19 protein-coding genes and 1 riboswitch are annotated in these 26,132 nt (G+C 57.5%); of the genes, 5 read left to right on the top strand and 14 right to left on the bottom strand.

Features of this window, described 5'->3' with window-relative positions:
- Positions 1-18 precede the first annotated feature (18 nt).
- Genes RB620_RS25645 through RB620_RS25615 form a run of 7 tightly spaced genes read right to left on the bottom strand, consistent with a single transcriptional unit; the run spans position 19 to position 9,844 of the window.
- Positions 19-858 carry an ABC transporter ATP-binding protein gene (locus tag RB620_RS25645; protein WP_308099377.1) on the bottom strand — a complete coding sequence of 280 codons (840 nt, stop codon included), beginning with the start codon at positions 856-858 and terminating at the stop codon, positions 19-21.
- Between the two features lie 2 nt (positions 859-860).
- Positions 861-2,804: an allophanate hydrolase gene (locus RB620_RS25640; protein WP_308099376.1), complete on the bottom strand. Its 1,944-nt coding sequence runs from the start codon at positions 2,802-2,804 to the stop codon at positions 861-863.
- On the bottom strand, positions 2,804-6,544 hold the full coding sequence (uca, locus tag RB620_RS25635; protein ID WP_308099375.1) for an urea carboxylase: 3,741 nt from the start codon (positions 6,542-6,544) through the stop codon (positions 2,804-2,806). Before uca ends, RB620_RS25640 begins: the two co-directional genes overlap by 1 nt.
- A gap of 4 nt (positions 6,545-6,548) precedes the next feature.
- Positions 6,549-7,199: an urea amidolyase associated protein UAAP2 gene (locus RB620_RS25630; RefSeq protein ID WP_308099374.1), complete on the bottom strand. Its 651-nt coding sequence runs from the start codon at positions 7,197-7,199 to the stop codon at positions 6,549-6,551.
- 44 nt (positions 7,200-7,243) lie between these two features.
- Positions 7,244-7,960 carry an urea amidolyase associated protein UAAP1 gene (locus tag RB620_RS25625; protein WP_308099372.1) on the bottom strand — a complete coding sequence of 239 codons (717 nt, stop codon included), beginning with the start codon at positions 7,958-7,960 and terminating at the stop codon, positions 7,244-7,246.
- A gap of 52 nt (positions 7,961-8,012) precedes the next feature.
- Positions 8,013-8,819: an ABC transporter permease gene (locus tag RB620_RS25620; protein ID WP_308099370.1), complete on the bottom strand. Its 807-nt coding sequence runs from the start codon at positions 8,817-8,819 to the stop codon at positions 8,013-8,015.
- Positions 8,820-8,824: 5 nt separating this feature from the next.
- Complete coding sequence (locus RB620_RS25615) at positions 8,825-9,844, bottom strand: ABC transporter substrate-binding protein (RefSeq protein WP_308099368.1); 1,020 nt, start codon at positions 9,842-9,844, stop codon at positions 8,825-8,827.
- 96 nt (positions 9,845-9,940) lie between these two features.
- Positions 9,941-10,071, bottom strand: a riboswitch (guanidine-I (ykkC/yxkD leader).
- 260 nt (positions 10,072-10,331) lie between these two features.
- Here RB620_RS25615 and RB620_RS25610 point away from each other — a divergent pair.
- Positions 10,332-11,777 carry an RICIN domain-containing protein gene (locus RB620_RS25610; RefSeq protein WP_374121459.1) on the top strand — a complete coding sequence of 482 codons (1,446 nt, stop codon included), beginning with the start codon at positions 10,332-10,334 and terminating at the stop codon, positions 11,775-11,777.
- Positions 11,778-11,978: 201 nt separating this feature from the next.
- On the top strand, positions 11,979-13,331 hold the full coding sequence (locus RB620_RS25605; protein ID WP_308099366.1) for an FAD-dependent oxidoreductase: 1,353 nt from the start codon (positions 11,979-11,981) through the stop codon (positions 13,329-13,331).
- Between the two features lie 551 nt (positions 13,332-13,882).
- Here RB620_RS25605 and RB620_RS25600 read toward each other — a convergent pair.
- Both RB620_RS25600 and RB620_RS25595 read right to left on the bottom strand, forming a co-directional pair.
- Positions 13,883-16,075, bottom strand: coding sequence for an alpha-galactosidase (locus RB620_RS25600; protein ID WP_308099363.1), 2,193 nt, complete (start codon positions 16,073-16,075; stop codon positions 13,883-13,885).
- A gap of 119 nt (positions 16,076-16,194) precedes the next feature.
- A complete protein-coding gene (locus tag RB620_RS25595; protein WP_308099361.1) occupies positions 16,195-17,256 on the bottom strand; it encodes a LacI family DNA-binding transcriptional regulator in 1,062 nt (353 codons plus the stop codon).
- Positions 17,257-17,496: 240 nt separating this feature from the next.
- On the opposite strand from RB620_RS25595, the gene RB620_RS25590 reads away from it, so the two are divergent.
- Positions 17,497-18,186 (top strand): hypothetical protein, encoded by a 690-nt coding sequence (locus RB620_RS25590; protein WP_308099359.1) that lies wholly within the window; start codon positions 17,497-17,499, stop codon positions 18,184-18,186.
- Positions 18,187-18,631: 445 nt separating this feature from the next.
- Here the strand turns inward: RB620_RS25590 and RB620_RS25585 are convergent, their stop codons facing one another.
- Complete coding sequence (locus RB620_RS25585) at positions 18,632-19,474, bottom strand: helix-turn-helix domain-containing protein (RefSeq protein ID WP_308099357.1); 843 nt, start codon at positions 19,472-19,474, stop codon at positions 18,632-18,634.
- 190 nt (positions 19,475-19,664) lie between these two features.
- Here RB620_RS25585 and RB620_RS25580 point away from each other — a divergent pair, with 190 nt between their 5' ends.
- The gene (locus RB620_RS25580) at positions 19,665-20,918 is read left to right on the top strand and encodes a Gfo/Idh/MocA family protein (protein ID WP_308099355.1); all 1,254 of its coding nucleotides are present in this window, start codon (positions 19,665-19,667) and stop codon (positions 20,916-20,918) included.
- An 89-nt stretch (positions 20,919-21,007) separates the two neighbouring features.
- Here RB620_RS25580 and RB620_RS25575 read toward each other — a convergent pair whose 3' ends face one another.
- From RB620_RS25575 to RB620_RS25560, 4 genes are all read right to left on the bottom strand, one after another.
- A complete protein-coding gene (locus tag RB620_RS25575; protein WP_308099353.1) occupies positions 21,008-21,781 on the bottom strand; it encodes a hypothetical protein in 774 nt (257 codons plus the stop codon).
- 102 nt (positions 21,782-21,883) lie between these two features.
- Positions 21,884-22,891: a CobW family GTP-binding protein gene (locus tag RB620_RS25570; RefSeq protein ID WP_308099351.1), complete on the bottom strand. Its 1,008-nt coding sequence runs from the start codon at positions 22,889-22,891 to the stop codon at positions 21,884-21,886.
- A gap of 53 nt (positions 22,892-22,944) precedes the next feature.
- Entirely contained in the window at positions 22,945-24,258 is a 1,314-nt protein-coding gene (locus tag RB620_RS25565) for an extracellular solute-binding protein (protein ID WP_308099350.1), read from the bottom strand.
- 181 nt (positions 24,259-24,439) lie between these two features.
- Positions 24,440-24,595 (bottom strand): hypothetical protein, encoded by a 156-nt coding sequence (locus tag RB620_RS25560; RefSeq protein ID WP_308099347.1) that lies wholly within the window; start codon positions 24,593-24,595, stop codon positions 24,440-24,442.
- A 582-nt stretch (positions 24,596-25,177) separates the two neighbouring features.
- Here RB620_RS25560 and RB620_RS25555 point away from each other — a divergent pair.
- Positions 25,178-26,101, top strand: a complete 924-nt coding sequence (locus RB620_RS25555; protein WP_308099345.1) for a proline dehydrogenase family protein — start codon at positions 25,178-25,180, stop codon at positions 26,099-26,101.
- Positions 26,102-26,132: the final 31 nt, after the last annotated feature.

Genomic DNA, 26,132 nt, shown 5'->3' with positions numbered 1-26,132 from the left:
CGGATTCAACGCCTGCCGTTAATGCTTGAGCAGCTGCGCGATCTCGCGCTTCAGGGCCAGAAACTCCGGATGTTCGCGCACATCCTCGCCTCGCTCCGCGGGCAGCTGTACCTTGTATTCCTTCAGAATGCGTCCCGGATTGGCGCCCATGACGACGATTCGCTGGGACAGGAAAATCGCCTCGTCGATGTCATGCGTGATGAACATGACGGTCGTCTTCTCCTTCTCCCATACTTCAAGCAGCATCGCCTGCATTTCTTGTTTCGTCTGCGCGTCCAGCGCGCCGAACGGTTCGTCCATCAGCATCACCTTCGGTCGGTTCGCGAGCGCCCTCGCGATGGCAACCCGCTGCTTCATGCCTCCCGAAAGCTGCTTCGGATACGCGTTCGCGAACGATTCCAGCCGAATGATTCGGAGCCAATAGTTCGAGATTTGGCGGCGGATGAGAATCGGAATGCCCTGCAGCTTCGGTCCGTATTCAATGTTCTCTCGAACGGTCAGCCACGGGAACAGCGTATACCCCTGAAATACCATTCCGCGATCCGGTCCCGGGCCCGCAATCTCTTCCTCGTCCAGCGACAGGCTGCCCTCGGTATGCTCTTCGAGACCGGCTACGATACGCAGAAGCGTCGACTTGCCGCAGCCGGATGGACCGAGTATCGTCAGAAACTCGTTATGCTCGATCGTCAGGTCGATGTCGCGAAGCGCTTCGAAGGTATGTTTTTTGGATCCGTACACCTTTTGAAGTCCTTCGATATGGATACGTCCGCGCGTCTCTTGAACCGTCTCTCCGTCATGGCTCCTCGCGTCTGAATCAGCTTCCTTGACGCTTATAGCTTTAGCTAGCTGAATAGACATCCCTATCGCTCCTTTGTCTCGAATATCGGCAATGGCGAGGCCATTCGCCAGCCTCCGGTCGCCGTAATGTCTTCCGCGCCGTTCAAATGAGCGGCATAACCTTCGCAAATAAAGCCCGGCACTTCCGTGCCGTCCTCCAGCTCGACCTTGCCGATGCCAAGCGGGGCCGGGATGCCCGCCGCAAAGCCTCCGAAGGAAGCAAGCGGCATCTCCCAAACCTCAAGCTCGATGGCGGAGCCGCCTGTCTGGCGTTTCACCATGCCGGGTTTCGGCGGAACCGTCGGTAGACGAAGGAGTTGGTAACTCGGCGCCGACCTCATCCTGCGCAGGAACCGCGCGCCGCACGCGTTCATTTGGGCTTCCAGCGGGTAACCCTGCATATGCAAGCCGCAAACCGCGACATGCGTCATGCCGGGAGACGGGCTGGCGAGTTCGGCAAGCGCAGGCTCCGCGGGATCGGTATCGGGAGCCGGATCCGTCTCCAGTCGACCGTCAGAGACCGTCGTTTCGCCCGTCCACCGAGCACCCAACTCCCACAGCAGGCTTTCGTTCTCGGCGAGCGCGAACAGCGTGACTCCGAACGGAAGCTCGGTCGCAGCTTCATAGGCCGGCAATGCGACGGCGCACAGGTCGAGCAGGTTGCAATGGTTCGTGTATCTGCCCATGTCCCTGTTCGTCCCTACCGGATCGCGCAAGACTTCCTCCCGCGTCCACGTTCCGCCGCAGGTCGGCAGCAGAAGCGCCGCCCCTTCGAGCAACCCGCGCGCCTCTAGCTTGAGTCGCTGCAGCTTGTGCATGGCACGGAATACCGAAGCCGCGTCATGCTCCTTCGAAGCCCCCGTGCGCAGAATCCGTTCCGTAACGGGGAAAGCCGCTCCCGGATGTTCTTCGATGAACTCGCCAAGCGCCGCCCAGCGCTCCGCCACCCAGGGACCATCGTACAGGATGGCCGCGGCTTCGGCGAACAACGCGGTATCTACGCGATGGATCGGCGCGCCCAGACGATCCAGCTTCTCCACCGTGCTTCGCCATGCGGCGCGGTATTCCGAAGCGAACGGACCGTAGAATTCCGGGTCCGCCGAGGGCAACAAAATCTTGGCGGTATTCGCTGGCCGGATCGATCCGCCAGCCTTGGCTCCGCCAATGGCGACGAAGTCCGAAACATCGCCATCTGCGGATTCACCCGATAAAGCGGAACCGGATACGGTAAACGCCGCAACGTCCCGCGACCAAGGGTCTTCGGCGTGAGGCCCGCGCGCGATCCCGTCGACGAGCCGCGCATCCGCTAGCGAATGGGCGAATACGGTGATGCAATCGAGACTGGCGCAAGCGGGCACGACGCCGAGTGTCGGCCATGCCCCAAGGCTCGGCTTCCAGCCGACGAGCCCTTGAAGCGCGGCCGGGACGCGGCCGGAGCCGGCGGTGTCCGTGCCGAGCGCGAACGCCGCTTGCCCTCGAGCCACGGCAACGGCCGAGCCGGAGCTGGAGCCGCCGCTGATCAGCTCGGGCCGCAGCGCGTTATGCGTCTCGCCGTAAGGGCTTCTGGTCCCTACGAGCCCGGTCGCGAACTGATCCAGGTTCGTCTTCCCGACGGGAATCGCTCCGGCGCCGATGAGTCTTGCCACGACCGGCGCATGCGCGGCCGGTTCGTAGGCGAAAGACGGACAAGCCGCCGTTGTCGGCACGCCTGCCAGATCGATGTTATCTTTGACAGCGAAAGGGATGCCCCATAACGGAGCTTCTTCGGGATCGAGCTCGGAGAGCCTTTCCAAATAAGGTCGGATGCGTTCCCGATCGGGCGGAGCGATCCAGATGTTCATTCCCGTGTCCCTCTCGGCTTGCTCTACGATCGCTTCGATCACGGCTTCCGGCGTTGTTTCGCCGCTGCGGTATGCTTCGCGAAGCGCTTCAATCGTCCAACTTGCAGCCGGTTTCCCATTCCCCATCAGACCAGCACCCCGCTTTCTTCCAAAATATAAGCGAGGAGCTGTCCGGCCTGCACCTCGTCGCCCGGCTTCACGAAAATCGAATCGATGATTCCCGAGCACGGGGCTTCCTGGGCGAACTCCATCTTCATGCTCTCCTCGACGACGATGACTTCCCCTCGTTCCACGCGCTGGCCCGGCTCCACCTTCACCTTCCAGACGCTCCCCGGCATCGAGCAGCGTACGGCGACCGCGCCTTCGGGAGCGGCTTCCTCTCTCAACTCCGTTGCCGACTCCTGTTCGGACACGTACTCTGCGATGCCAAGCTCCCGCCAACGCTCCCGTTCTTCGCGGAAAGCGGCCTGCTGCGCGGCCTTGAAGACGCCTGCGCTTTCGCCAATCGAATCAAGGAAGGTTAAATATTCGCCGAGATCGAACGTCGTCTCCACGATGTCCGCCTCGAACCGTCCGCGCAGGAAATCTTCCCTGAGCTGCAGCAATTCGTCCGCTTCCACCGGATAAAATCGGATTTGGTCGAAGAAACGAAGCAGCCACGGGCTTCCCGGCTTGAAGCTCTCCGTCTCCCTAAGTTTGTTCCACATCTGGATCGTCCGGCCGACGAACTGATAGCCGCCCGGTCCTTCCATGCCGTACACGCACATGTACGCGCCGCCGATGCCGACCGCATTCTCCGGCGTCCATGTTCTTGCCGGGTTGTATTTGGTCGTGACGAGCCGATGGCGCGGATCCAGCGGCGTGGCGACCGGCGCTCCGAGATAGACGTCGCCGAGCCCGAGCACCAGATAGTTCGCGTTATACACGACATCCATGACGTCCTCGATGCCGTCCAGGCCGTTCATCCGGCGGATAAACTCCAGATTGCTCGGACACCAAGGCGCGTCGGGCCGAACGTTGTTCTGGTACCGCTCGATCGCCAGCTGCGTCTCGGGATCGTCCCAGGACAGCGGCAGACGGACGACGCGCGACGGCACTTTCATCGATTCCAGCGGAGGCAGGCCCGCGTCGAGCGCCAGAATGCGGCGGCAAGCCTCCTTCGCGCCGATCCGCTCCGGATCATAATGCACTTGAAGCGATCGGATGCCCGGCGTAAGATCGAGCACCGGAATGTCTCCGCTGTTCTTGATCGCTTCCATAAGCGCATGCGCTTGGAAGCGAAGCAGCAAATTCAGCTCCATCTCTCCGTATTCGACCAACAGATTCGCATCGCCCGCGCAGCGGATGACGATTTTGAACCGTCTGCCCGCGCTTTCGCTCACGAGAAGCGGATAATCCGAGCCAAGCTCGGCCTGCTCCATCGCAGCTAGCGCATCGAACGCGAGCTCCTCGTCTCCCGCGGCGCCAGCGACATTGCCTATCGCATTCAACAGCCCTTCTTGTTTCCGCCGAAGGAGCGCAGCCTGCTCGAGCGTGATCAGCTTGAATCGCACGGAATCTCCCGGGCGCAGTTGGCCGAGCTTCCACAGCTCGGCCGTGGCGGTCGTGACCGGGCAGACGAACCCGCCGAGGCTGGGGCCGTCCGGACCGAGCAGAATCGGCATGTCGCCGGTCAAGTCCAGCGTCCCCACCGCGTAGGCGTTATCATGAATATTGGATGGATGGAGACCCGCTTCCCCGCCGTCTTCGCGCGCCCATGCCGGTACCGGGCCGATGAGTCGCACGCCCGTCCGGGAGCTGTTGAAGTGGACTTCGAACCGGGTCTCCGCAAGCTCCCGGAGATAATGCTCCCGCAAGTATTCGCCCGTGCAATGCGGCCCCGGGACAACGCCGATCGTCCATTCCCTCGTCATCGGGACGATGCCGGAGAGCGCGGGACGATTCTTCAACGCGGCCAAAGACGAGTCGGACGCAGGACCGGGAGGAAGATCGGCAGCAAAGGTGACGTCAGAGCGACCGTTGCTCTCGGAACCCCATCCGATAAGCGCACCAGAAGGTACTCTGTGCACGCCCAGCACGTCTCCGGTCCGCAGCGCTCGGCCGCCGTAGCCGCCGAAGCCGCCAAGCGTGAAGGTCGACGAGCTGCCGAGCACGCCCGGCATATCGAAGCCGCCTTCTACGAGCAGATACGCTCGCATGCCTTCGGCCGCTTCGCCGAACGTTAACGTTTCGCCCCGTCTGGCGATCGTCGGCACGCCGCGTTCGACCGGCTGTCCGTCCAGCTTCGGCGACATCTCCGCGCCGGTGACGCAGAACCGAATGTCGTCGCGGAACCTGTAGGATCCGCCGCGAAGCGTGAGCTCCAGGCCGCTTGCCTCCTCATGGTTACCCAGCAGCCTGTTGCCGATCCGGAAGGACAACGCATCCATCGGCCCGCTTGGCGGGACGCCAACATCCCAATAACCCGAACGTCCGGGATAATCTTGAACCGTCGTCTGCACCCCGCCGTCCAGCACCTCGAGCGCATGCTCCGCCGGCGAGAACCCGTTCAGCATCCGGGTGTAGACGTTGCCGCTGCGGCACTCCTCTCCGAGCAGCAAAGCTTGAAGGTACGACAGATTGGTCGTGAGACCGTGGAACCGCGTTTCCGCGAGCGCCACGGACAGCTTATCCAGCGCTTCCTCCCGACTTCCGGCGCGGACGATAATTTTTGCCAGCATCGGGTCGTAGAGCGTCGTGACGGTCATACCGTCGCGAACCCAAGTCTCGACGCGCGCATCGCCCGGGAACACCGCGCGATCCAGCTGGCCCGCGCTCGGACGGAAGTCCTGCAGGCAGTCCTCCGCATAGATTCTCGCTTGAATGCTGTGTCCTTGCGGGGAGCCGACCAGTTTATCCAAGCCGGTCAACTCGTCCGCCGCTTCGCGAACCATCCATTCCACCAGATCGATGCCGAGCACTTCCTCCGTAACGCCGTGCTCCACCTGCAGCCGCGTATTCACTTCAAGGAAATAAAACTCGCAAGCATCCGGGTCGTACAAAAATTCCACCGTTCCGGCAGAACGGTAGCCAACCTCGGCCGCCAGCCGTTTTGCGGCGGCAAACATCGATTGGCGCACATCCTCCGGCAGATTCGGTGCGGGGCTCTCCTCGAGCACCTTCTGGTTGCGCCGCTGCACGGAGCAATCCCGCTCCCCGAGCGCCGCGACTTCGCCAAAGCGGTTGCCGAAGATTTGGACCTCGACATGTCTCGCGCGGGCGATGTATTTCTCCAGGAATACGCCGCCGTTCTTGAAGTTCGTCTCCGCCAAATGGCGGACCCCTTCGAACGCCGCCTGGAGCGCTTCCGCATCGGCGCATACCCGCATGCCGATGCCTCCGCCGCCGGCCGTGCTCTTCAGCATGACGGGATAACCGATCCGGTCAGCCGCGGACAAGGCTTCGGCAAGCTCTTCGATCAGCGGAGTCCCGGACAGCATCGGCACGCCCGCGCGTCCCGCGATCTCTCTAGCGGAATGTTTGAGCCCGAATTGCTCCATCTGCTCCGGAGTCGGACCGATGAACGCGATCCCTCTCTCCCTGCACGCTCTCGCGAAATCGGCGTTCTCGCTCAGGAAGCCGTAGCCGGGATGAATAGCCTGAACCCCCGTCCTCTCCGCGATATCAAGGATACGAGAAGCATTCAAATAACTTTCCTTGGCCGGCCCTTCGCCGATCAGCACCGCTTCGTCGGCCAGATCGACATGGCGGCTGTCCTGGTCGGCTTTCGTATAAACGGCCACGGACGCGATGCCGAGCCTCTTCAGCGTGCGCTCGATTCTTACGGCAATGGCGCCGCGATTGGCGATGAGAATCTTGTTGAACATACGGCTATCCCTCCCAGACGATGACCTCGATCGGCGTTGGATTATAAGCGTTGCATGGATTGTTTAATTGCGGGCAATTGCTGATCAGCACCGTCGTCCGCCTGAGCGCCTTCAGCTCCACGTAAGCTCCTGGAGACGATACGCCGTCCGCGAAGGTTAGTCCGCCATCCGGCGTGAGAGGGACGTTCATGAAAAAATTGATGTTGGGAGCGAGATCCCGCTTCGAGTACGGCTCTCCGCGTCCCGCCAGCTGCAGCATGAAAGTATCCCGGCAATTGTGCATCGGCAGCTTGTCATGGGCGTACCTGACCGTGTTGCTCTGCGCCGAGCAGGAGCCGCCAAGCGTGTCATGTCTGCCGCAAGTGTCCGCGACGAACTCCAGCAGTCCGTTGCCCGATTCGGCGCGAAGCACGGAGCCCGCCGTCAAGTACACATTGTTTTGGCCCGTAATGGTCCGGATCGCGCTGTAATGATCCTCCGGCGCGTCCGCGTCGTAGAACAGCGTATCCGCCGCTTGGTTCCCTTCCACATCTACGATCCGCAGCACCTGTCCCGGTTCGATGTCGTAGATCCAGCCGTCGCCGGCTTCCACCGTCGCCGCATAAATGGCCTCCTCCGGCTTGCGCCCGCTTTCTACCCGGTTAAATACCGTCATAGCCCTCTCCCCCTTTGTCGCTTCCGTCATCCGGTTTATTTCGTTTATCCCAATAATGCGTAATAGCTCTCCGTGTTTTCGTAAGCCCGCCTGTTCTCCGGACGGAAATTCAAGCAAAAATCGTCGTTCGTTACCGCATCGGCCCGCGTCGCTTCTACCTTGACCGGCACGGATGGGTATCCTTCCCTCGGATCGAGCGGCGACGGCGTATTCGACAGCACGACCAGCACATCCATCTCGGTTCGCAGCGTGATCGTCGCCCCCGCTACGCAGTGGCCGGTATCGTAAGCCATAGATCCGTCGCTTGCGCATGTCACCTTCGAGAACAAATTAACGACGGGAACCAAATCCCGTTTCGTCAGCCCGTTGCGGATCAGCTCCACCGTCAAATTTTCTTGCCCGCTGCGCAGCCAATCGTTGCGAAGCGCCTGGTACGTCGTTTTGCCGTATTTGGCATCCGTCGACTCTCTCGTCGTATATCCCCCGATGGGATCATGCCAGCCCAAGCTGTCCTCGACGATGCCGGCCATCGCCCGGCCGTTGTCGCTCATAAGCACATGCCCTATGGTCAGATGGGACGTATGCTGCGCTTTTAGCGTGTCGGGCATGTTGTATCGCTCCGTCAAATCCTTCAAGTTATAGAGCAGCAGCGACACGTTCGCGCCTTCACCCATAGCCGTGAACCGCAGCAGCTTGCCGCGGCCGACCGCGCCGGACCATTTGGCCCCCGGTCCCAAAGTCATTCCCCACATAGCGTTCATGTCATTTCCCCCTCGCTAATAGCCTGTCATGCCTTGCAGTCAATCACATCCCTTACGCCCAAGGGAATAACCGTTTATTCAAAAATGCGAATATTCTGTCACTTATTAATCCAAGCCCGCCGATCACGATAATTCCCACGAAGATTTCCTCCGTATTCAGGAATCGCTGAGCCTTCATGATGGCATAACCAAGCCCGCTGTTAACAGCAATCAGCTCCGATACGACCAGATACGTCCACGCCCAGCCCAAGATCAGGCGAAGGGTGTTCATCAGCTGCGGCCGTATGGCGGGGACGATGACCGTCTCGATCATTTTCCATCGTCCCGCTCCGAGCGTAGCCGAAGCTTGAATCAGGTCCGGCGGAACGCGACGGGTAATATCTGCCACCATCAGCACCAGCTGGAAGAAACAGCCGATGAAGATGAGCCATATTTTCGCCCACTCCCCTATTCCGGCCCACACCATAATAAGCGGGATGAAGGCGACGGCCGGCATGTACCTGATGAACTCCATGGGAGGTTCGATGAACGCCTCCCCGTACTTAAACGATCCGGCCAATATGCCGAGCGGGATGCCCACGATGCAGGCGAGCAGGAAGCCGGCCGTGACGCGGAATACGCTGATGCCGATATGCTCCCAGTATTCGGGACTGGTCAGCTGGATGCCCAGCTCGGCGATAACCTTATCCGGCGTTGGCAGGAAGGTCGGGTTTACCGCCTCTGTGTAGCTGAGTAAAGACCAACCGACAAGCAAGAACAGGAACGATGCCAGCGCCGTCAGCGCGAACGGCCGGGTGCCTAATTCCCTGAACATTTTGCTGCTGAGCGGCTTTCGCCTCTTCGATGTTTGCGGCTTCATGGCGTTCACCTCTCCGCGACGGCTTGAACGAATTTCGGCTCGAACAGCACGTTAATATCTTTGATTTCGTCCACCATATCCAAGCTCTTCAGAAATTCCGCCGTCTTCTTGCCCGTGTAGCTCAGCGACGTGTATTCTTCGCGCGCCTCGAACGCATGGACGTTGTCTTCCGCGCTGAACAGCTTGATGCTGTCGAGTCCCAGCTTGAAGTCTTCCGGCGTCGTCTCCGCCTTCTCCGCCAAGAGAGCGATCGCTTCCTCTTGATTCTCCTCGTAGTAGGCCAGCGCCTCGAACCAAGCATCGATAATGGCCTGCACGTCATCCGCCCGCTTCTCCACGACTTCCTGGCGGAACACGAGCAGATCCGGGATCAGCCCCGGCGTATCCTTCGAGGAGAACAACACCTTACCTTTGCCTTCCTTCACCGCGATCGTCTGGAACGGCTCCCACAGCACAGACGCGTCCGTATTGCCCGAGATAAAAGCAGGGCCCGCGTCGTTGACCGTCATATTGACGAAGTTGACATCCTTCTCCGTCATGCCGTTCTCCGCCAGCGCCGTCAGCAGCAGCAGGTGATCGACCGTGCCGAGTTCCGTCGCGACCGTCTTGCCTTTCAGCTCCGCGATCGACCCGATCTCCGTTTTGCTGACGATCGCGTCGCCGCCGTCGGAGTTGTCGTTCACGAGGACCGCCTTCAGCTTGATGCCTTTGGAGAGCGGAGCAAGCGTATCGCTCAGCGTCTGGCTGTTCGCGTCCACCTTGCCCGTGGCGAGCGCCTGCAGCGAATCGCTGTAGACCGGGAAAAACTCCAGCTTCACGTTAACGCCATGTTTCTCGAACAATCCTTTCTCCTCCGCTATGTACCACATGTACCAGCCCGGCCAAGGGCTAAGCGCGAGCGTGATCGGCTCGTCGGAACCTCCGTCCCCCGAATTGCCGCCCGAACCTTCGCTGCATCCGGCCCCTACCAACCCCATTAGCAATAGAACCGCCAAAGCAAGACCCGTTTTCCATCTTTTCATCATCGTCACAGAGCTCCCTCCAATTGGTTGTGATTCGCCGCCTTCTCTCTCCTGCCAGCAACCGATGGCTGCAAAAAATAAGAAAAAGCCCGGGAGATAATCTCCCAGGCTTTTGTCCTTCCGTGTATATGGAAGCGTCCGGCCGCGATTGGCTTATAGGCTTCCATACGCCGTCTCTCGGACCAGGCTTCGACTGCTGCGCAGCGAACGGAACCCTAGACGGCTTGGCGTTCCACTATTCTATCTTTTGGGAACCGATATTCTAATGTTATGTTTCCTGACTCTTGTCATCATTATAGTTGCGACTCCGCGTTTCGTCAATCATAAATGTTAGATAATCTTACATTTAAGTTTTGCGGCCTATACCGCGATTTTTACCCGATTCGTAAAAATAGTTGGATGCAGAGAAGCCGCCCATATGCCAAAATAGATCTGGAAGCGCTTCCGGAAAACGAATGCCAGGATGACCCCTATTTCAAAGGAGGAATGAATGGTGAACCGTAAGTTTCGCTTTTTTTGCGTTTATCTGCTCTTGATCAGCTTCGGCGGGAGCGTCTTTGTTTTCCCTGCCTCGGCGGCGCCGGTAACGATCGACAACGGCTTTCAGTTCAAGGATACGAGCGGCAATCCGATTCAAGCGCACGGCGGCGGCATTTTGAAGTCGGGCAGCTACTATTACTGGTTCGGAGAAAATCGGGACGGCACCAATTACGTTTCCGTCTATCGGTCCGCGGACCTCAAGAACTGGGAGTTTCGCGCGCATGTCCTCAGCAAAACTTCGGCGCCGGAGCTTGCCACGGCGAACATTGAACGGCCGAAGGTTATTTACAACGCCTCTACCGGCAAGTACGTCATGTGGATGCACAAGGAAAACGGCGTCGATTACGGCGAAGCCAGAGTCGCCGTCGCTTCCGCTTCGAGCATCGAAGGCCCCTATACTTACCATGGCAGCTTCCGGCCGCTCGGCTACGATTCCCGCGATATGACCGTCTACAACGATAATGGCACCGCTTATCTGATCTCCGCCACGCAAGTGAACGCCGACCTCAACATTTACCGCCTCTCTTCCGATTTCCTGAGCGTCGACTCGCTCGTCACCACCCTATGGGATAACCAATACCGCGAAGCTCCCGCTTTATTCAAGCGCGGCAGTACTTACTTCCTCGTCACGTCCGGCGCGACGGGCTGGAACCCGAATCAGGCCAAATACGCGACCGCATCCAGCATTACCGGGACATGGAGCTCGCTCGTAAATGTAGGCAACGCTAACACGTACCAGTCGCAATCGACATACGTTCTTCCGGTTGAAGGCTCGTCTGACACCTCCTTCCTCTACATGGGAGACCGCTGGGCAGGCGCATGGGGCGGACCGGTCAACACGTCGGAATACGTCTGGCTGCCGATCTCGTTCCCCACGTCAACTTCAATGTCTCTGAACTGGTATGACCAGCTTACGATCGACGCGGCGGCAGGCACGTTATCCGGATCGACCAACCCGCCGGTCAACACTACGTCCTGGTACAAATTCAAGAATCGGGGCAGCGGACTCATTCTTGGCGTTACGAGCGGTTCTACGGCCAATAACGCAGTCATCGAGCAGTATTCGGACGGGGGCTGGACGAGTCAGCATTGGCAGTTCACCGACGTTGGAGGCAGGTACTACAAGATCAAGAATCGAAACAGCGGCAAAATCTTCGACATCACGAGCGGAGCGACCACCGACGGAGCGACCTTGATTCAATATACCGACAACGGCGGATTAAACCAGCTGTTCCGCGTCATTAGCGCAGGCAGCGGCTACTACAAGCTCATGAATGTGAAAAGCCGCAAAGTCATCACCATTACGGACGGCTCCACCTCGAACGGCGCCGACGCGATCCAGATGACGGATGACGGCGGAACGGATCAACAGTTTTCGTTCGAGACGACGAGTTAACTAGCTACATCGGCAATCGGACAGCCGCAAATTCTTGCGCTCATCGCGTGGGAAGTTGCGGCTGTGAAATTGTTCACAAATTAGCCATTGTCATTTTTGCCAAACTGGCATATGATAAGAGCAAGATAAGATTGTGAATTAAATCACATTACGGATTAGATTGTGAAAACATTCACGATTACTGACTAGGAGGCGTTAAATATGACACTTATGACAAACCCAACCCGCATTGCCGTGATCGGTTGCACGCACGCTGGAACAGCCGCGATTCTGAACATGGCGAAGTTGTATCCGGACGCAGAAATTAACGTATTCGAGAAAAATGACACGATCTCGTTCCTCTCGTGCGGCATCGCGCTGCATGTCGGCGGCGTCGTGAAGAAAGCCGAAGACCTGTTCTACGCAACGCCTGCGCAGCTTGCGGAACTCGGGGTGAAGACGCATATGCAGCATGAGGTGCTCGCCGTCGATACGGAAAACAAGAACCTGCAAGTAAGGAATTTAACGACCGGCGAAAGCTTCGCGCATTCGTTCGACAAGCTCGTCGTCACGACCGGCTCGTGGCCGATCATTCCGAAGCTGGAAGGCATCGGGCTGGACAATATTCTGTTATGCAAAAACTACGGCCATGCCCAGACGATCATCGAGAAGGCGAAGGACGCCCGCCGCATAGCGGTCATCGGCGCCGGCTACATCGGGATCGAACTCGTGGAGGCGTTCGAAACGCTTGGCAAACAGGTGACGCTAATCGATAATATGGACCGAATTCTTTACAAATATTTGGACCGGGAATTCACGGACGTGACCGAGCGGGAGCTTGCGGACAGAGGCGTGGAGCTTGCCCTCGGCCGAACCGCGCAATCGTTCAAGGGCGACGCCGAAGGCATGGTGGCCGCGGTCGTCACGGACAACGGCGAATTCGAAGCGGATATGGTCGTCCTGTGCATCGGTTTCCGTCCCAACACGGAACTGCTTCGCGGACAGATCGACATGCTGCCGAACGGTGCCATTCTCGTTGACGAATACATGCGCACCAGCAAGCCGGACGTATTCGCGGCCGGAGACAGCTGCGCGGTCCGTTACAACCCGACAGGCGCGCACGCCTACATTCCGCTGGCGACGAATGCCGTTCGTATGGGCACGCTCGTCGCCCGCAACCTGATGGCTCCAACCGTCAAATACCTGGGTACGCAGGGTACGTCGGGCATCAAAATATACGATTACAACATCGCTTCGACCGGATTGACGGAGACGGCCGCCGTTGCCGCGGGCATAAATGTGAAAAATGTCACAATACAAGACAACTACCGTCCGGAATTTATGCCGACGTACGAACCCGTTACGCTGAAAGTCGTCTACGACGCCGAGACCGGTCGCATCCTTGGGGCGCAGGTGCTCTCGAAGGTCGATCTGACGCAATCGATCAACACGCTGTCGGTATGCATCCAGAACGGCATGACGATGGATCAGCTCAGCTTCGTCGACTTCTTCTTCCAGCCGCACTACAACAAACCGTGGAACTTGCTGAATCAGGCCGGACTGCAGGCGGTGTAGGGAGCGAGTCGGACGGAATCACGAAAAGAACTTTAGTGCATCTGATGTCGCCGCAACGGCCTGGCCCGCGGCGCATTAGATGCATTTCTGCAATTAGTCCGCAAACCTCAGACGGGGTGCGGCACTTTTAATGTCGCCAGCATATCGTTTGACGTAACGTCAAGCGCAACCTTTTTTTCCATGAATGCTCCAGGCTCTTGACCGATAATGGATCGGCAGCGTGAACGGTGTAAACAATCCTGTATTCTGTGCATCATTTTGCATGTGGATTGAAAGCATATCTATAATTCCTGCATTCCCTGCAGCAATTACCTGCTCAACGCTCTACAAAGGCTAGAAAACTTAAAAAAATCATGTACGAAATGCTGGAATAGCTCTAACTCAATGGGGTTCAATCAATATTTACTGTACCAAATGCAGCAATCTACGAGACGTTCCCAAAAACAAAACGGAGCGTCGCGCCTCGTCGGCACCGCTCCGCTCCGTTCTGTTACTCTCCGTTCTGTTACTCTCCGTTCTGTTCCACTCTGTTTCGCAAATCGGCAGAAGGTTTATTCGCTTCTCTTCAAATGGTACACCTTGCTCGCAAAATCGCCATGGAACTGCGGCTTCGCGAGGCCTGCATACATGAGCTCGTCGCCGCCGTAGCTGCCGCCTTCCCCCTGCAGCTCGTAATCGGCCGCTGGATCCAGCCCTTGCATGCAGAATCGGCCGAGCGGCGGATTCGCCTCCTGCAGCACGGACACGAACACGACCGCCGCCTCGCTTTTGTCCTTCGACACGTACATCCAAGCAGTATCGTTGCCTTCGAACGGGCTGAGCAGCCGGTAGAAGTCGCCGAATTGCACGAGATGGCGGATCTCCTTGTACTTGGCTACCTGCTCCTTCACGAGCTCCTTCTCTTCGTCCGTGAACTGGGTCAGGTCCAGCTCGTAGCCGAAGTTGCCCGACAGGGCCACGTTGCCCCTTGTCTCAAGCGAAGTGATCCGGCCGACCTGATGGTTCGGCACGGCGGATACGTGGGAGCCCATCGCGCTGATCGGATAAACGATGCTCGTGCCGTACTGGATCTTAAGCCTCGAGATCGCGTCGGTATTGTCGCTCGTCCAAGTCTGCGGCATGTAGTACAGCATGCCGGGATCGAAGCGTCCGCCGCCGCCGGAGCAGCTTTCGAACAGGACATGCGGGAAGCTCGAAGTGATTTGCTCCAGCACGGCGTACAAGCCTAGCATGTAGCGATGCGCGGTTTCCCGCTGCCGTTCGGCCGGAAGCAGCGCGGAGCCGATCTCCGTCATGTTGCGGTTCATGTCCCACTTCACATACGTAATCGGCGCGCTGGACAGAATCGCGGTAATGACCTCGACGATGTAGTCCTGGACATCCTTCCTCGACAGATCAAGGATAAGCTGCTGGCGGGCTTGCGTCCGTCTGCGCCCTTCAACATGCAAGCACCAATCGGGATGTTTGCGGTAGAGCTCGCTATCCGGGGACACCATCTCCGGCTCGAACCATAGTCCGAATTCCATGCCCGACGACGTCACCCGCGATACGAGATCCTCGAGGCCGTTCGGCAGCTTGTTCCGGTCGACGAACCAATCGCCGAGCGATGAATTGTCGCTGTCGCGCTTGCCGAACCAGCCGTCGTCCAGCACGAACAGCTCGATGCCAAGCTCCTGCCCCGCCCGCGCGATTGCTTCGATCTTGCCAGCATTGAAATTGAAATAAGTTGCTTCCCAGTTGTTGATCAGGATCGGACGCGCTTGGTCGCGGAACGCGCCACGGCACAGGCGGGTCCGGTACAGCTCATGGTAGCTCCGAGACATGCCGCCGAGACCCTCGCCAGAGAAGACCATGATCGCTTCCGGCGTCTGGAACGTCTCGCCCGGCTCGAGCAGCCAGCTGAAATCGAAGCTGTTCAGACCCGCGAAGACGCGCGCGGTGTGGAATTGGTCCACCTCGACCCCAGCGGCGAAGCTTCCGCTGTAGACGAGGCTGACCCCGTAAACGTCGCCGTGCTCCTCCGTCGAGCCTTCCGAGAGCAAAGCGATGAACGGGTTCTGCATATGGCTGCTGGAGCCTCTGCGGCTCTCCACCGCTTGCAGGCCGGGCACCAGCTTGCGCTTGTGCACGTAACGTTCGCGCGACCAAGCGCCAGACAGCTGGAGCAGCTCGAACCGGTCATGCGGCAGATCGAAGCTCGCGCTGTAAGCGCGCAGCAGCTTGATCGGCGTTTGGCCATCGTTGGCCACATTAACGGAACGGGCGATCGCGTTGTGGTTCGCGAATGCGGTGTAGGACAACGTGACGCGAAGGCCGGAATGCGCGTCCAGCAAGTCGATCTCGAGCGTCTCCGCCTCTTCGGCGCTTTCGGCATAAACCGCCGGAAGACCCGGCAATGCCGGCTTGCCCGGCACGATGCGATGCGAGTCGTAGACGAACTCCGTGACGGTCGTCCCGTCGGCAAGCTGCGCCTGGAAGGCCGGCATGCGGAAGTCGGAGCTTCCGTACACGGGGTATTCCTGCGGCATGACGTCCAGCGACAGCTCGCGCTGCTCCAGATCCGTGCTCGGGGAGAAGGACGCGCGCTCCTTCAGCTCCAGCAGCCGCTCGAGCGCGGTGCCGCGAACCTTCCTGCCCCAATAATAGTGGGCCAAATAACCTTGTTTCGTCACGCCGAGCACATAGCTAGCGCCGCCGGATTGAAGATGGAAAATGTGGCTCTTTTCATCATAATGAATGGACATGTTGAGTAGGCCTCCCTATTATTAAAAATCGGTTGTATACGCGAAGAACTGCCAATCTCCGAATAATCGTAGCCGGACGAGTCGAAGACGGGCTTGGCGTAAGGACGCGCTTGCTCCGCTCACTCCACGATCTGCGGTAGCCGGCTTCCGCAGCTTTCCCGGACGACCATCGTGGTGTTCACTATCGCGTGAATAGCCGGCTCGCGCCCCTGGATCCGCTCCAGCAGCAGCTGCACGGCCGTACGCCCCATAAGCTCGGTATGCACCTTCACCGTCGTCAACGGCGGGCTCAGATAAGCCGAAATTTCGATATCGTCGAAGCCGATGATTGCCATGCCGCCGGGCACCGCGACTCCCGCTTCATGCAACGCGCGAAGGGCTCCGACCGCCATGGGATCACTGCCCAGCATACACGCCGTCGGACGTTCGTCCAGCTCCAGCAGCGCTTGCATGCCGACGTATCCGCCGTTCGAAGACCATTCGGACACGATGTCGTATTCGTCCCGGTACATCCCATTGGCGCTCATCAACGCCTTGAAGGCGGAACGGCGCGGATCGTTGGCCGGGACGCGGTCGGCGTCGTCCGAGATGCCACCCGGTCCTAGGCCGTGTATCGTTTCCGGACCGCCGACATAGGCGATTCGGGTATGGCCGAGCGCAAGCAGATGCGAGAGCGCCTCCCGGGTCGCGGCTTCGAAGTTCAAGTTGACCGAATCGCACGCGGCAGGAACTTCCGGATGGTTCACGAACACGATTCGGTCCGGATTTCCGTAGAGTTCGATAACGTCCTCTACGCGGAGAGAGCCGACGGCGATGAAGCCGTCCAGGTGATGACAAGGCGACAACTCGGAGCCGCCGCGCCCCCGAAGCACCTTCGCGATCGTCATGCCTAGCTCCTCGCATCGCAGCTCGATTCCCCTGCGGATGGACGAGAAGTAGGGATCGTCGCGTTCGTCCTCCAGGGAGGACCACATCAGCAACCCGATCTGCTGACGGGAGAGATGCTCTTCCTGCTTCAGCTTCTTCAGCCTTGCCGGTTTGTAGGCGAGTCTCTCGGCGATGTGGAAAATACGGGTCCTCGTGTCCTCGCTCACGGCCAGCGTCGCGTCGTTGTTGAGCACGCGGGATACCGTCGCGGCCGATACGCCCGCCTCTGCGGCGATTTGTTTGATCGTTGCCATTCCTTCGCTCCCGTTCTTCGTTCGTTCATTTTATCTGTTTTAGTTAATAATTTTACTAAACAATTTCTATCCTAACAGACGAAGCTGAAGAAAACAAGACGCAATAAGTTGCAACAATTATGCTCATAGATATCGTCTGAATAGTGTAACAATAATCAAGAAATGATATCACTTTCTAACGAGGCCATTCTGAAATGTAATCCATTAAAGGTCGTCAAGACCAAAGCGAGGTGCGGCAAAATGAAGCGATTAGCGATTCTATTCATCATAACGGCAGCATTCTTGACGGGATGCTCGACCGGGGAGAATCGGCCTGGCAACGATCCGGTCGGCAGCGCGACCGCGAAGCCTTCGGCTTCCGGAGCCGAGAGCACGCCCGGACCGTCCGCCGAACCAAGCCCTTCCGCCGAAGGCGGCGGACAGGACAAGAAGTTCGGGACGCCGCAGGATGCGGCCGCTGCGATTATGCTTGCCTTAAAGGATTCCGATCCGGAAACCTTGAAGTCGTACGTTCATCCGGAGAAAGGCGTGTTGTTCTCCCCCTATGTGCATGTCGATGCCGCACAAGCCAAACGGTTTTCGCCGGAAGAGCTTCCGGGATTGGCGGATGACGTGCTGCACGTTTGGGGCTCGTACGACGGATCCGGTGAACCCATCGAGCTTACGTTCGGCGATTACTTCAAGAAGTTCATCTACGACAAGGATTTCCTTTACGCGGAGAAGGTCGGCTGGGACGAAATCCTAGGGAAAGGCAATACCGAGCCGAACTTAAAGGATGTGTTCCCGGGCTGCTATGTCGTCGATTACCATTTCAGCGGCTTCGACGAGCAGTATGAAGGCATGGATTGGGAGAGCCTCATTCTGGTCCTGGAATCACATGAAGGCGGCTGGTACCTCAGCGCGCTCGTCCATAACGGATGGACGATTTAGGAACGAAAGAGGGGCTGTCCCGAAAGTCATAGATGACTTAGGGACAGCCCCTGCGTGTTTGAAATTTCATATACATTCAGCCCGTTGCACCCCAGTTGGGCGTTGCACATTCGGTCCGATGCACCCCGAATGGGCGTCGTGAGTACGATTTTTCGTACACATTCGGCCCGATGCACCCCAGTTGGACGTTGCAAGTACGATTTTTCGTACACATTCGTCTCGTTGCGCCCCGGATGGGCGTTGCGAGCACGATTTTTCGTACACATTCGGCCCGATGCACCTCGAATGAGCGTCGTGAGCACGATTTTTCGTACACATTCGGCCAGATGCACCCCGGATGGGCGTTGCGAGCACGATTTTTCGTACACATTCGTCCCGTTGTGCACCCTCAAATCGCCCGCCTGCCTACGCCGAACGCGATATCGCTGAACGCGCCTAGACCGTATTACGCCCTGCCCCTGAAATCCGAGGGGGTTGCACCGGATGTTTTCTTGAAAACCTTGCTGAAATAAAAAGGATCCCTGTAACCGACAACCGCCGAAATCTCCGCTATTGATAAGTTTGAATCGCGGAGCAGCTCCTTAGCCTTCGCGATTCTTAGCTTTTCTATATATTTGGCCGGAGAATACCGGGTTCGTTTTTTAAAGTTTCGAATGAACTGAAACACGCTTAAATTGCTCATCTTCGCATAATGATCCATGGCATGCTCGTGATGAAATTGTTCGTTCATAACCTTGATCACGGCTTCCAGATCGCTGTTTTCGGATTTTTTTTCGCCGTTACCCGAAGCGTCCGCGCCCCTCGACAGCCGAGTTAACAGTTGAAGAAAGTAGCTTATGCTCAATTGATGGTAATGGGGCTTTTTCATCTGCAGCTCGTGGATGATGTTTTCGAAAAGCTCGATATACTCCGCGCGCATCCCCGCCTGAAAAAAATGGCTGTCGTTGAACCCCAGTTCCTTCATGAAGCTCTCCGCCTGCCCTCCCGTAAAATGGATCCAATAGAGCTCCGCTTTGTCGGCGGCCTCGTAAAAGTAATGCTGATGCTCGCCGGGCCTGTACAGGACGATGCTGCCGGCCTTTGCCGTTACGGTGCCACTGCTCGTGATGTAATGGCCAGCCCCGTTGATCAGGTAAATCAAATAAAAATCCATTCTCGTACGCTCCAAGGATACGTCCAGACCATCGTGCTTCAAATAACCGCAGCAGTTAATGAAATAAGGAGCAGACAATTCCTCGTGGCCTAAGTAGACGTTATCCTCCAGAACCGATCCGCTGTAGCCATGCATGCCGATCAAACCTTTCACATCAGATAAGAGCAAAATATTGCAGGTTAATGCCGATTATGTTCATGTACTTCCATACGGCTAAAGATATAATAAAAGTGTATCAATATCAATCTATTTCTTTGATGGATGCATGAGAAACTTGGTCATAATATCGCAATATAGTACAGGTTTTTTAGAGCGGGAGGATCATATGGATAAGACGATTAACGTAGCGGTAATCGGCGTAAGCGGCCGCGGTTTGGGTCTGATGAGCAACATATGCGACATGGAGGATGTAAAAATCACCGTCGTTTGCGATTTGTACGAGGATCGTATGGAGAATGCCGCGAATTTGGTGATGGAGCTGCGCGGCTACAGGCCGGACACATGCGGGGACTATAAGGAGGCGGTAAAAAGAAGCGACGTGGATTGCGTCATTACGCCTTCTTCCTGGACGGCCCATAGAGAAATCGCCATTGCCTCCATGAAAGCCGGCAAGCCGGTAGGCATGGAGGTCGGCGGCGCCTGTTCCCTTCACGAAATATGGGAGCTGGTACGGGTCAGCGAAGAAACAGGGGTCGACTGCATGATGCTGGAGAACTGCTGTTACGGCAGAGAAGAATTGACCATTCTGAATATGGTGAAGCAAGGTCTATTCGGCGAGCTTATCCATTGCCAGGGCGGATATCAGCATGATCTGCGCCACGAAATCGCCACGGGACTCGAGAACCGCCATTATCGTTTCCAAAATTACTTGCACCGGAACGGAGAAGTTTATCCGACGCACGAGATCGGGCCGATTGCCAAATACCTGGATATCAACAGGGGCAACCGATTCGTATCTTTAACCTCCATGTCTTCGAAAGCCAAAGGCTTGCGCCAGTGGATCGTCGACAACAAAGGCGAGAATCATGAACATGCCAGCCTGGACTTCGCTCAAGGCGATGTCGTTACGACGATGATCAAATGCGCCCATGGCGAAACCATCTTCCTCATTCACGATACTTCGCTGCCGAGAGTTTATTCCAGAGGCGGAAGAGTCCAGGGCACGAAGGGCATCTGGATGGAAGACAAAAAGTCCGTTTATATCGACGGCGTATCTCCATCCGAGCACGAGGCCGGGGAAGACGCCTGGGAACCCCTTGAGAGCTATATGGACAAATATGAGCACCCCCTTTGGAAGGAGTTCCGAAGCTCCGGCGTAAAAGGCGGCCACGGGGGTATGGATTTCCTCGTGCTGCGGGCGTTTTTCGAAAGCGTACTCAACCAAACTCCCGCGCCTATCGACGTTTATGATACGGCAGCCTGGATGGCCGTTACCTGCCTGTCTGAGGAATCCGTAGCCCTAGGCAGTATGCCGGTGGCTTTCCCCGACTTTACCTGCGGGAAGTGGATCGACCGCAAAGACGAGGCCCCGTCCAAATACGGATTAAGCAAAGTATTTCAAGAATGCTTCGAGGCATAGAACTTTCTCTTACTTTCTTATATTTCAAACAAGGCATGGACCCGGGTTCTCGCGAACCGGATCCATGCCTTGTTTTGTTGCCGCTTGCTCTATTTGTCCTGCTTGCCTTCCTGAACTCCGCCCACGTTGCCTTTCTCCTGGGCTCCGCCGACGTTGCCTTTCTCCTGGGCTCCGCCTACATTGCCTTTATCTTGGGCTCCGCCCACGTTGCCTTTCTCCTGGGCTCCGCCAACGTTGCCTTTGCCTTCCGATTCCGCACCCTTCTCATCGGGCTTTTTGTCCGGCTTCGGCATCGGCGTCGGAGCCGCTGTCGGCGCGACGGACGGTGCCGGCGATGGCGCTGGAGCAACCGTCGGAGGAGGTGCCGGCTCTTGACGGGTATCCTTCTTGGAGCGTCCTGGCCACTGTTCGCCGTGCGCGCTCTTCAGCTCCTTGTGGAGCTGCTCCGCCGACTTTCCTTCGATCGCGATGCCTTGTTCCTTGGCGATCTGCTGCAGGCGCTCAAGCCGCTTCGCATGATGCTCCGCCTTGAACGCTTCCCATCTCTCCGGATTCGTTTTTCTCGCTTCCTTCAGCTCTTGCTTCAGCTGGTCCGCCGATTTGCCGTCAGTTTCGAGTCCGAAGTAGGCCGCCATCTCGCGAAGCTTCTCCAGGCGATAAGCTTCGAACTCCGTGCGCGACATCTCTCCGCGATGATGCCCGCCTTCGCCTTCGACCTTCTGCGAGAGCAATGGACCCTCCGCCGATACCGAAGCCATCGTTGCCCCCGATACACGTTCTGCCGCCGCGGAGGACGTCAATCCGTACGCGGACGATAGAATAACCGCCGCCGCTAGCGCGCACGATATTTTTCTGATCATCATATGTTTCTCTCACCTTTCCATCGCATTGGTATGCCGAGGCGTAATCGCCTCATCTGGATTATTTTAACCAACCATACCCGCGAATAGACATGATGCGACAAATTATGACTCCACTTCCCCGTTTTCCAGCTTGCGCAGCTTCTCGATCAATAGCTCCCGAGAGAAATGTTCGCCGATGAAGACGGCTACGTCCAATACCTCGCCTTGCGGCTCGATTCGAATGAAATCCGTTTCCTTGTACGCATATTGGAACAAGAACCGGCTTCCGCTCGACGTATCCGAGAAAGAGACAATGCCCTTCGCCCTGTAGATGTCGCTTGGCAGCCCGTTCAGCAGCCTCTCGAACGCCTCGCTGTCGACAGGTCCGCGCAAATAATGCGTAACCGCCATGACATGGGAGTGGCTATGATGCCGATTGCCTTCCGTCTCGTGATCGGAACTCCGCCCGCCAGCCGCGCCAGCCTCGATAATCATTTCGCCGGTTCCCCCAAGCAGCCTGTCCCACTCCTCTGTCTCGCAGCGGACGGTCGGAATGATCGGCGCATAGGCGTTCATGTCCCGTAGAAGCTGCTGCGCTTCCACCAGCTCTTCGGGCGCTAGCCGGTCCGATTTGTTCAGCAGCAGCGCCGTTCCGCAGCGAATCTGATCCCGCATCAGTTTGAACGTGCGACCTTTACCGTCGCGGCTTCGGTCCAGCAGCTGCGGGCCGTCCACGACCGCGATGACGGACTTCAGCTCGACCGGCCGATACAGCGCCGCCTCCGTCACCCCGTCCAGCAGCTCCATCGGATTGGCCGCTCCGGTCGCCTCGATCACGATGGCTCCCGGACGATGCTTGCGCATGAGGCCGTCAATCTCGAGTCCGAGATCGCCGCGCATGCTGCAGCAGATGCAGCCGCTCAGCAGCTCCGCCATCGGCACGCCGCCTTCGACGAGCTGTCCGTCCAGATTGATGTCGCCGAGCTCGTTCATAATAACGGCCGGCTGTAGCCCGCCGGATTTCAGCCGCTCCAGCAGCCGTGTCAGCAGCGTCGTCTTGCCGCTGCCCAAAAATCCCGTCAGCACGTAGACGGGAACCGGCGCGTGCCCTTTATTCGTTTCGTTCGTCATTTGCTCCCCCTTGGTTTCTCCCCATTTGCCGCTTCGGCTAATTTTTGCGGATGTTATTGGTTTGCCGACTTGGCCTGCGCCGCTTGCACACTCTCCGCGACCTCTTCCGGCTCCGCCTGGCCGGCGAGCAGCTTCTTCAACCCTTCGTTCAAAACATTCGACGCTTCAGTGGACAAATAGCCGTCGTATACAGGCGTGAGCCCGACGCTGTTCACGAGCTCGTACACTTCCGCGAAGATCGGCGACACCTTGTTTCTCTCGAGCTGAATTTTGTAGCTGACCAATTGGTTGCTCTCGAGCGTCCTTCTCTGAGCGTCGGGACCAGACATCGCGTAGATCAACCGCAGCGCGGCATCTTTCCTCGCACCCTCCGCCTTGCTGCCGAGCGCCATGCCGGAGCCCACGACGCCGGACAACGCGCGCTCGTCGCCTCGACCTTCGGGCATCGAAGGCATCACGGTCGCGCCTAGCCGCTGCAGCTCGTCTTCGGTCGCATTCGCGGCCAGATTGGAGAGCGCCCAGCCGCCGTCTATCATCATTGCCGCTTCGCCGCGCGCGAACATGAGCTCCATCTCCAGGTTATCGATCTCGCCAAACCCTTCTTGGAAGGCACCGGCTTCGCCAAGCCTCTCCATGTACGCAAGCGCGTCCACGAATATTTGATCCGTGAAGGCCGCCCCGTCCTGCCGGACCGCTCTCATGAACCAATCGGTTCCCGTGACCCGGTCGGCCAGCGAGCTGAAGATGCTCGATTGCGCCAGCCAGCCGGCCTTGTTGCCAAGGGCGATCGGCGTAATGCCGTTAACGTTCAGCTTGCGGATAACGTCCTGCAGCTCCTCCCAGGTCCGCGGAACGGTCAGCTTTTGATCCAGGAAAATCGATTTGTTGTAATAGAGAATCGACGTAGGCGACAGCCCCATCGGCGCGCTGTACGTATTATCGCCTTCCGTGAACGCTTCAAGCGAACCCGGCAGGAAGCCGTCCCTCCATTCCGGATTGTCGCTTAAGAGCTCATTAATCGGCTGAACGAGGCCCGCCGCGGCGTAATCCCTTGTCATTGCCCCGCTCCACATGACGAACACATCCGGAAGCTTGTCCTCTTCCGCAGCTTTGCCTATCTTGGCGCGGTATTCATCCGGATGGATGATTTCGATCTTCAGCTCGACGGTCGGATTCGCTTCCTTGTATTCCTCGATGATTCCGCGCATCGTCTCGGAACGCAAATCGTCCCCGTGGAAATTATGCCACAACGTCAGCTGCGTCTTCTCCTCCGCGACGGCCTCGGTCCGATCGTTATTCGTACCGCAAGCAGCTAGCACGGCCAAGAGCAATGCCCATAAGCCGACCGTTGCGATTATTTTCCTCAAATGACACGTCCCCCTTTATCTTCAGAACCTTATGTCCATTATAAAGTTATTATGTCGAAATGTGGAGTCCGGCGCCAACACCCGCTTCTAGGGAAGCGCGCAATGTAAAACCCCCAAGCGGAACCGATCCGCTCGGGGGTTTTCATGCTATTTCAGCTAGTGGATACGCGTTCGGCGGTGATTAATAGCAGAGTGTTTTCACAATGATAACCAAAAGGATGAAGAGGACCAGAATGGCTCCAGCGTTGTTGAATGCGCCTCCTACAGGACCGCAAGCTGCACCTGCAACTGGATAGTGGTTGTTAGCACCGCCAGAAACGTTTGCTGCGTAGTTCATGAAATTTTCAGCTCCTTTATTGTTAAGGTACAGTATCCTATGTATATTTCACCCGAATGTATAGGCGGAGAGGAAAATTGTGCGTTTGCACATTTTGCGCCGAAACCCTCACCAATCGAACCCCGTCGCGGCCGTTGTCCATGCGATTCCCCACACTTGTCCCGCAAACTGGGCTTAAGCCGAAGTTATATGCCATAGGAACAGATACCCAATCACGGATAACCAAAGGCGCATAACCTACAGAGTACTCAAAACGTAAGGAGGTGCATGTAACAATGTCCGGTTGCGTTGGTGGTGCTTATAATAACGTCGGAGCCATTCTGGTTCTCTTCATCCTTCTGGTGATTATCGCTTGTAGCTTCAGCTTCGGTTCTAAATGGTATTAATCCATGTCTGATTGTAACCTCCATGCATGAGGACATGAGACGCAGCAGGCATCTTGGCGAAAGACCCGTGCCGCACGGGTCTTTCCTGCTTTTTGGATCGGGGACAAGCCTTCCCCCCAACTAATAATGGGAGCGGCATCCCGCATATAGTATAACGATGCATTATAGGCGGGAGAAACGGTGAAGGAGGTCTCGCATGGCAATCGGAACGGAGCTTTATCGCAAAACATTGCTGACGATCGCAGGCAACCGGGCGGTTCGGGCGCTGACGGTCAAATACGGCAAGAGATTGGCTTCCAGGTTCATCGCCGGCCAGCAATTGCCGAAAGCGCTATTTCAGGTGAAGGAGCTGAACAAGAAAGGGATCATGGCCACGCTCGATCATCTTGGTGAGGGCATCCGGCAGCTGCCCGAGGCAGAAGCGTACCGCGACGCCTACATAAGACTGCTGGACGGCATCGCGGACAAGGGCGTCGCCTCCAACGTCTCCCTGAAGCCGACACAAATGGGGCTTGCCCTCGACCGGGAAGCCTGTTATCGGAACATTAGGGCCGTAGCGAGACATGCCGCCTCGATCGGCAACTTCGTCCGACTCGATATGGAGGATTCGCCTTATACGGATGCAACGCTCGACATCGTGAGGAGGCTTCATGCGGAAGGGCTCCGCAATGTCGGCACCGTCCTGCAAGCCTATCTTCGCCGGACCGCTTCGGATACCGAACGCTGCATCGATGACGGCATTAGCTTGCGGCTCGTGAAGGGCGCGTACAAGGAGCCCTCGTCCATCGCCTATCAGAGGAAAGACGAGGTCGCTCAGCAGTTCAAGCATATGATCCGCCTCCATCTGGATCAAGGCGTCTATACGGCAGTCGCCACGCATGACGACGCAATTATTCGCTACGTGAAACGTTACGCGCTCGAACGCCGCATTCCGAAGTCCGCGTTCGAATTCCAAATGCTCTACGGCCTCCGAATGAACGAGCAGGCAAACTTGGCGCGCGAAGGATACCGGATCCGCTGTTACGTTCCGTACGGGGAGATGTGGTACCCCTATTACACGCGCAGGCTCGCGGAGAAGCCGGCTAATCTATGGCTTGTGCTGCGGAATATGTTCCGTTAGTCATGGAGAAAAAAAGAACGCTTCCACATAT

The organism is Paenibacillus sp. LHD-117 (assembly GCF_030929555.1).
In the GTDB taxonomy this organism is placed as follows: Bacteria; Bacillota; Bacilli; order Paenibacillales; family Paenibacillaceae; genus Pristimantibacillus.
The sequence above is the reverse complement of the archived record's forward strand: the minus strand, read 5'-3'. Positions and strand labels throughout refer to the sequence as shown.

What these genes read in the sequence shown, in the direction of transcription:
- RB620_RS25645 (WP_308099377.1), bottom strand. Translation starts at nt 858, where the DNA reads ATGTCTATTCAGCTAGCTAAAGCTATAAGCGTCAAGGAAGCTGATTCA.
- RB620_RS25640 (WP_308099376.1), bottom strand. Translation starts at nt 2,804, where the DNA reads ATGGGGAATGGGAAACCGGCTGCAAGTTGGACGATTGAAGCGCTTCGC.
- uca (WP_308099375.1), bottom strand. Translation starts at nt 6,544, where the DNA reads ATGTTCAACAAGATTCTCATCGCCAATCGCGGCGCCATTGCCGTAAGA.
- RB620_RS25630 (WP_308099374.1), bottom strand. Translation starts at nt 7,199, where the DNA reads ATGACGGTATTTAACCGGGTAGAAAGCGGGCGCAAGCCGGAGGAGGCC.
- RB620_RS25625 (WP_308099372.1), bottom strand. Translation starts at nt 7,960, where the DNA reads ATGAACGCTATGTGGGGAATGACTTTGGGACCGGGGGCCAAATGGTCC.
- RB620_RS25620 (WP_308099370.1), bottom strand. Translation starts at nt 8,819, where the DNA reads ATGAAGCCGCAAACATCGAAGAGGCGAAAGCCGCTCAGCAGCAAAATG.
- RB620_RS25615 (WP_308099368.1), bottom strand. Translation starts at nt 9,844, where the DNA reads ATGATGAAAAGATGGAAAACGGGTCTTGCTTTGGCGGTTCTATTGCTA.
- RB620_RS25610 (WP_374121459.1), top strand. Translation starts at nt 10,332, where the DNA reads ATGGTGAACCGTAAGTTTCGCTTTTTTTGCGTTTATCTGCTCTTGATC.
- RB620_RS25605 (WP_308099366.1), top strand. Translation starts at nt 11,979, where the DNA reads ATGACACTTATGACAAACCCAACCCGCATTGCCGTGATCGGTTGCACG.
- RB620_RS25600 (WP_308099363.1), bottom strand. Translation starts at nt 16,075, where the DNA reads ATGTCCATTCATTATGATGAAAAGAGCCACATTTTCCATCTTCAATCC.
- RB620_RS25595 (WP_308099361.1), bottom strand. Translation starts at nt 17,256, where the DNA reads ATGGCAACGATCAAACAAATCGCCGCAGAGGCGGGCGTATCGGCCGCG.
- RB620_RS25590 (WP_308099359.1), top strand. Translation starts at nt 17,497, where the DNA reads ATGAAGCGATTAGCGATTCTATTCATCATAACGGCAGCATTCTTGACG.
- RB620_RS25585 (WP_308099357.1), bottom strand. Translation starts at nt 19,474, where the DNA reads ATGCATGGCTACAGCGGATCGGTTCTGGAGGATAACGTCTACTTAGGC.
- RB620_RS25580 (WP_308099355.1), top strand. Translation starts at nt 19,665, where the DNA reads ATGGATAAGACGATTAACGTAGCGGTAATCGGCGTAAGCGGCCGCGGT.
- RB620_RS25575 (WP_308099353.1), bottom strand. Translation starts at nt 21,781, where the DNA reads ATGATGATCAGAAAAATATCGTGCGCGCTAGCGGCGGCGGTTATTCTA.
- RB620_RS25570 (WP_308099351.1), bottom strand. Translation starts at nt 22,891, where the DNA reads ATGACGAACGAAACGAATAAAGGGCACGCGCCGGTTCCCGTCTACGTG.
- RB620_RS25560 (WP_308099347.1), bottom strand. Translation starts at nt 24,595, where the DNA reads ATGAACTACGCAGCAAACGTTTCTGGCGGTGCTAACAACCACTATCCA.
- RB620_RS25555 (WP_308099345.1), top strand. Translation starts at nt 25,178, where the DNA reads ATGGCAATCGGAACGGAGCTTTATCGCAAAACATTGCTGACGATCGCA.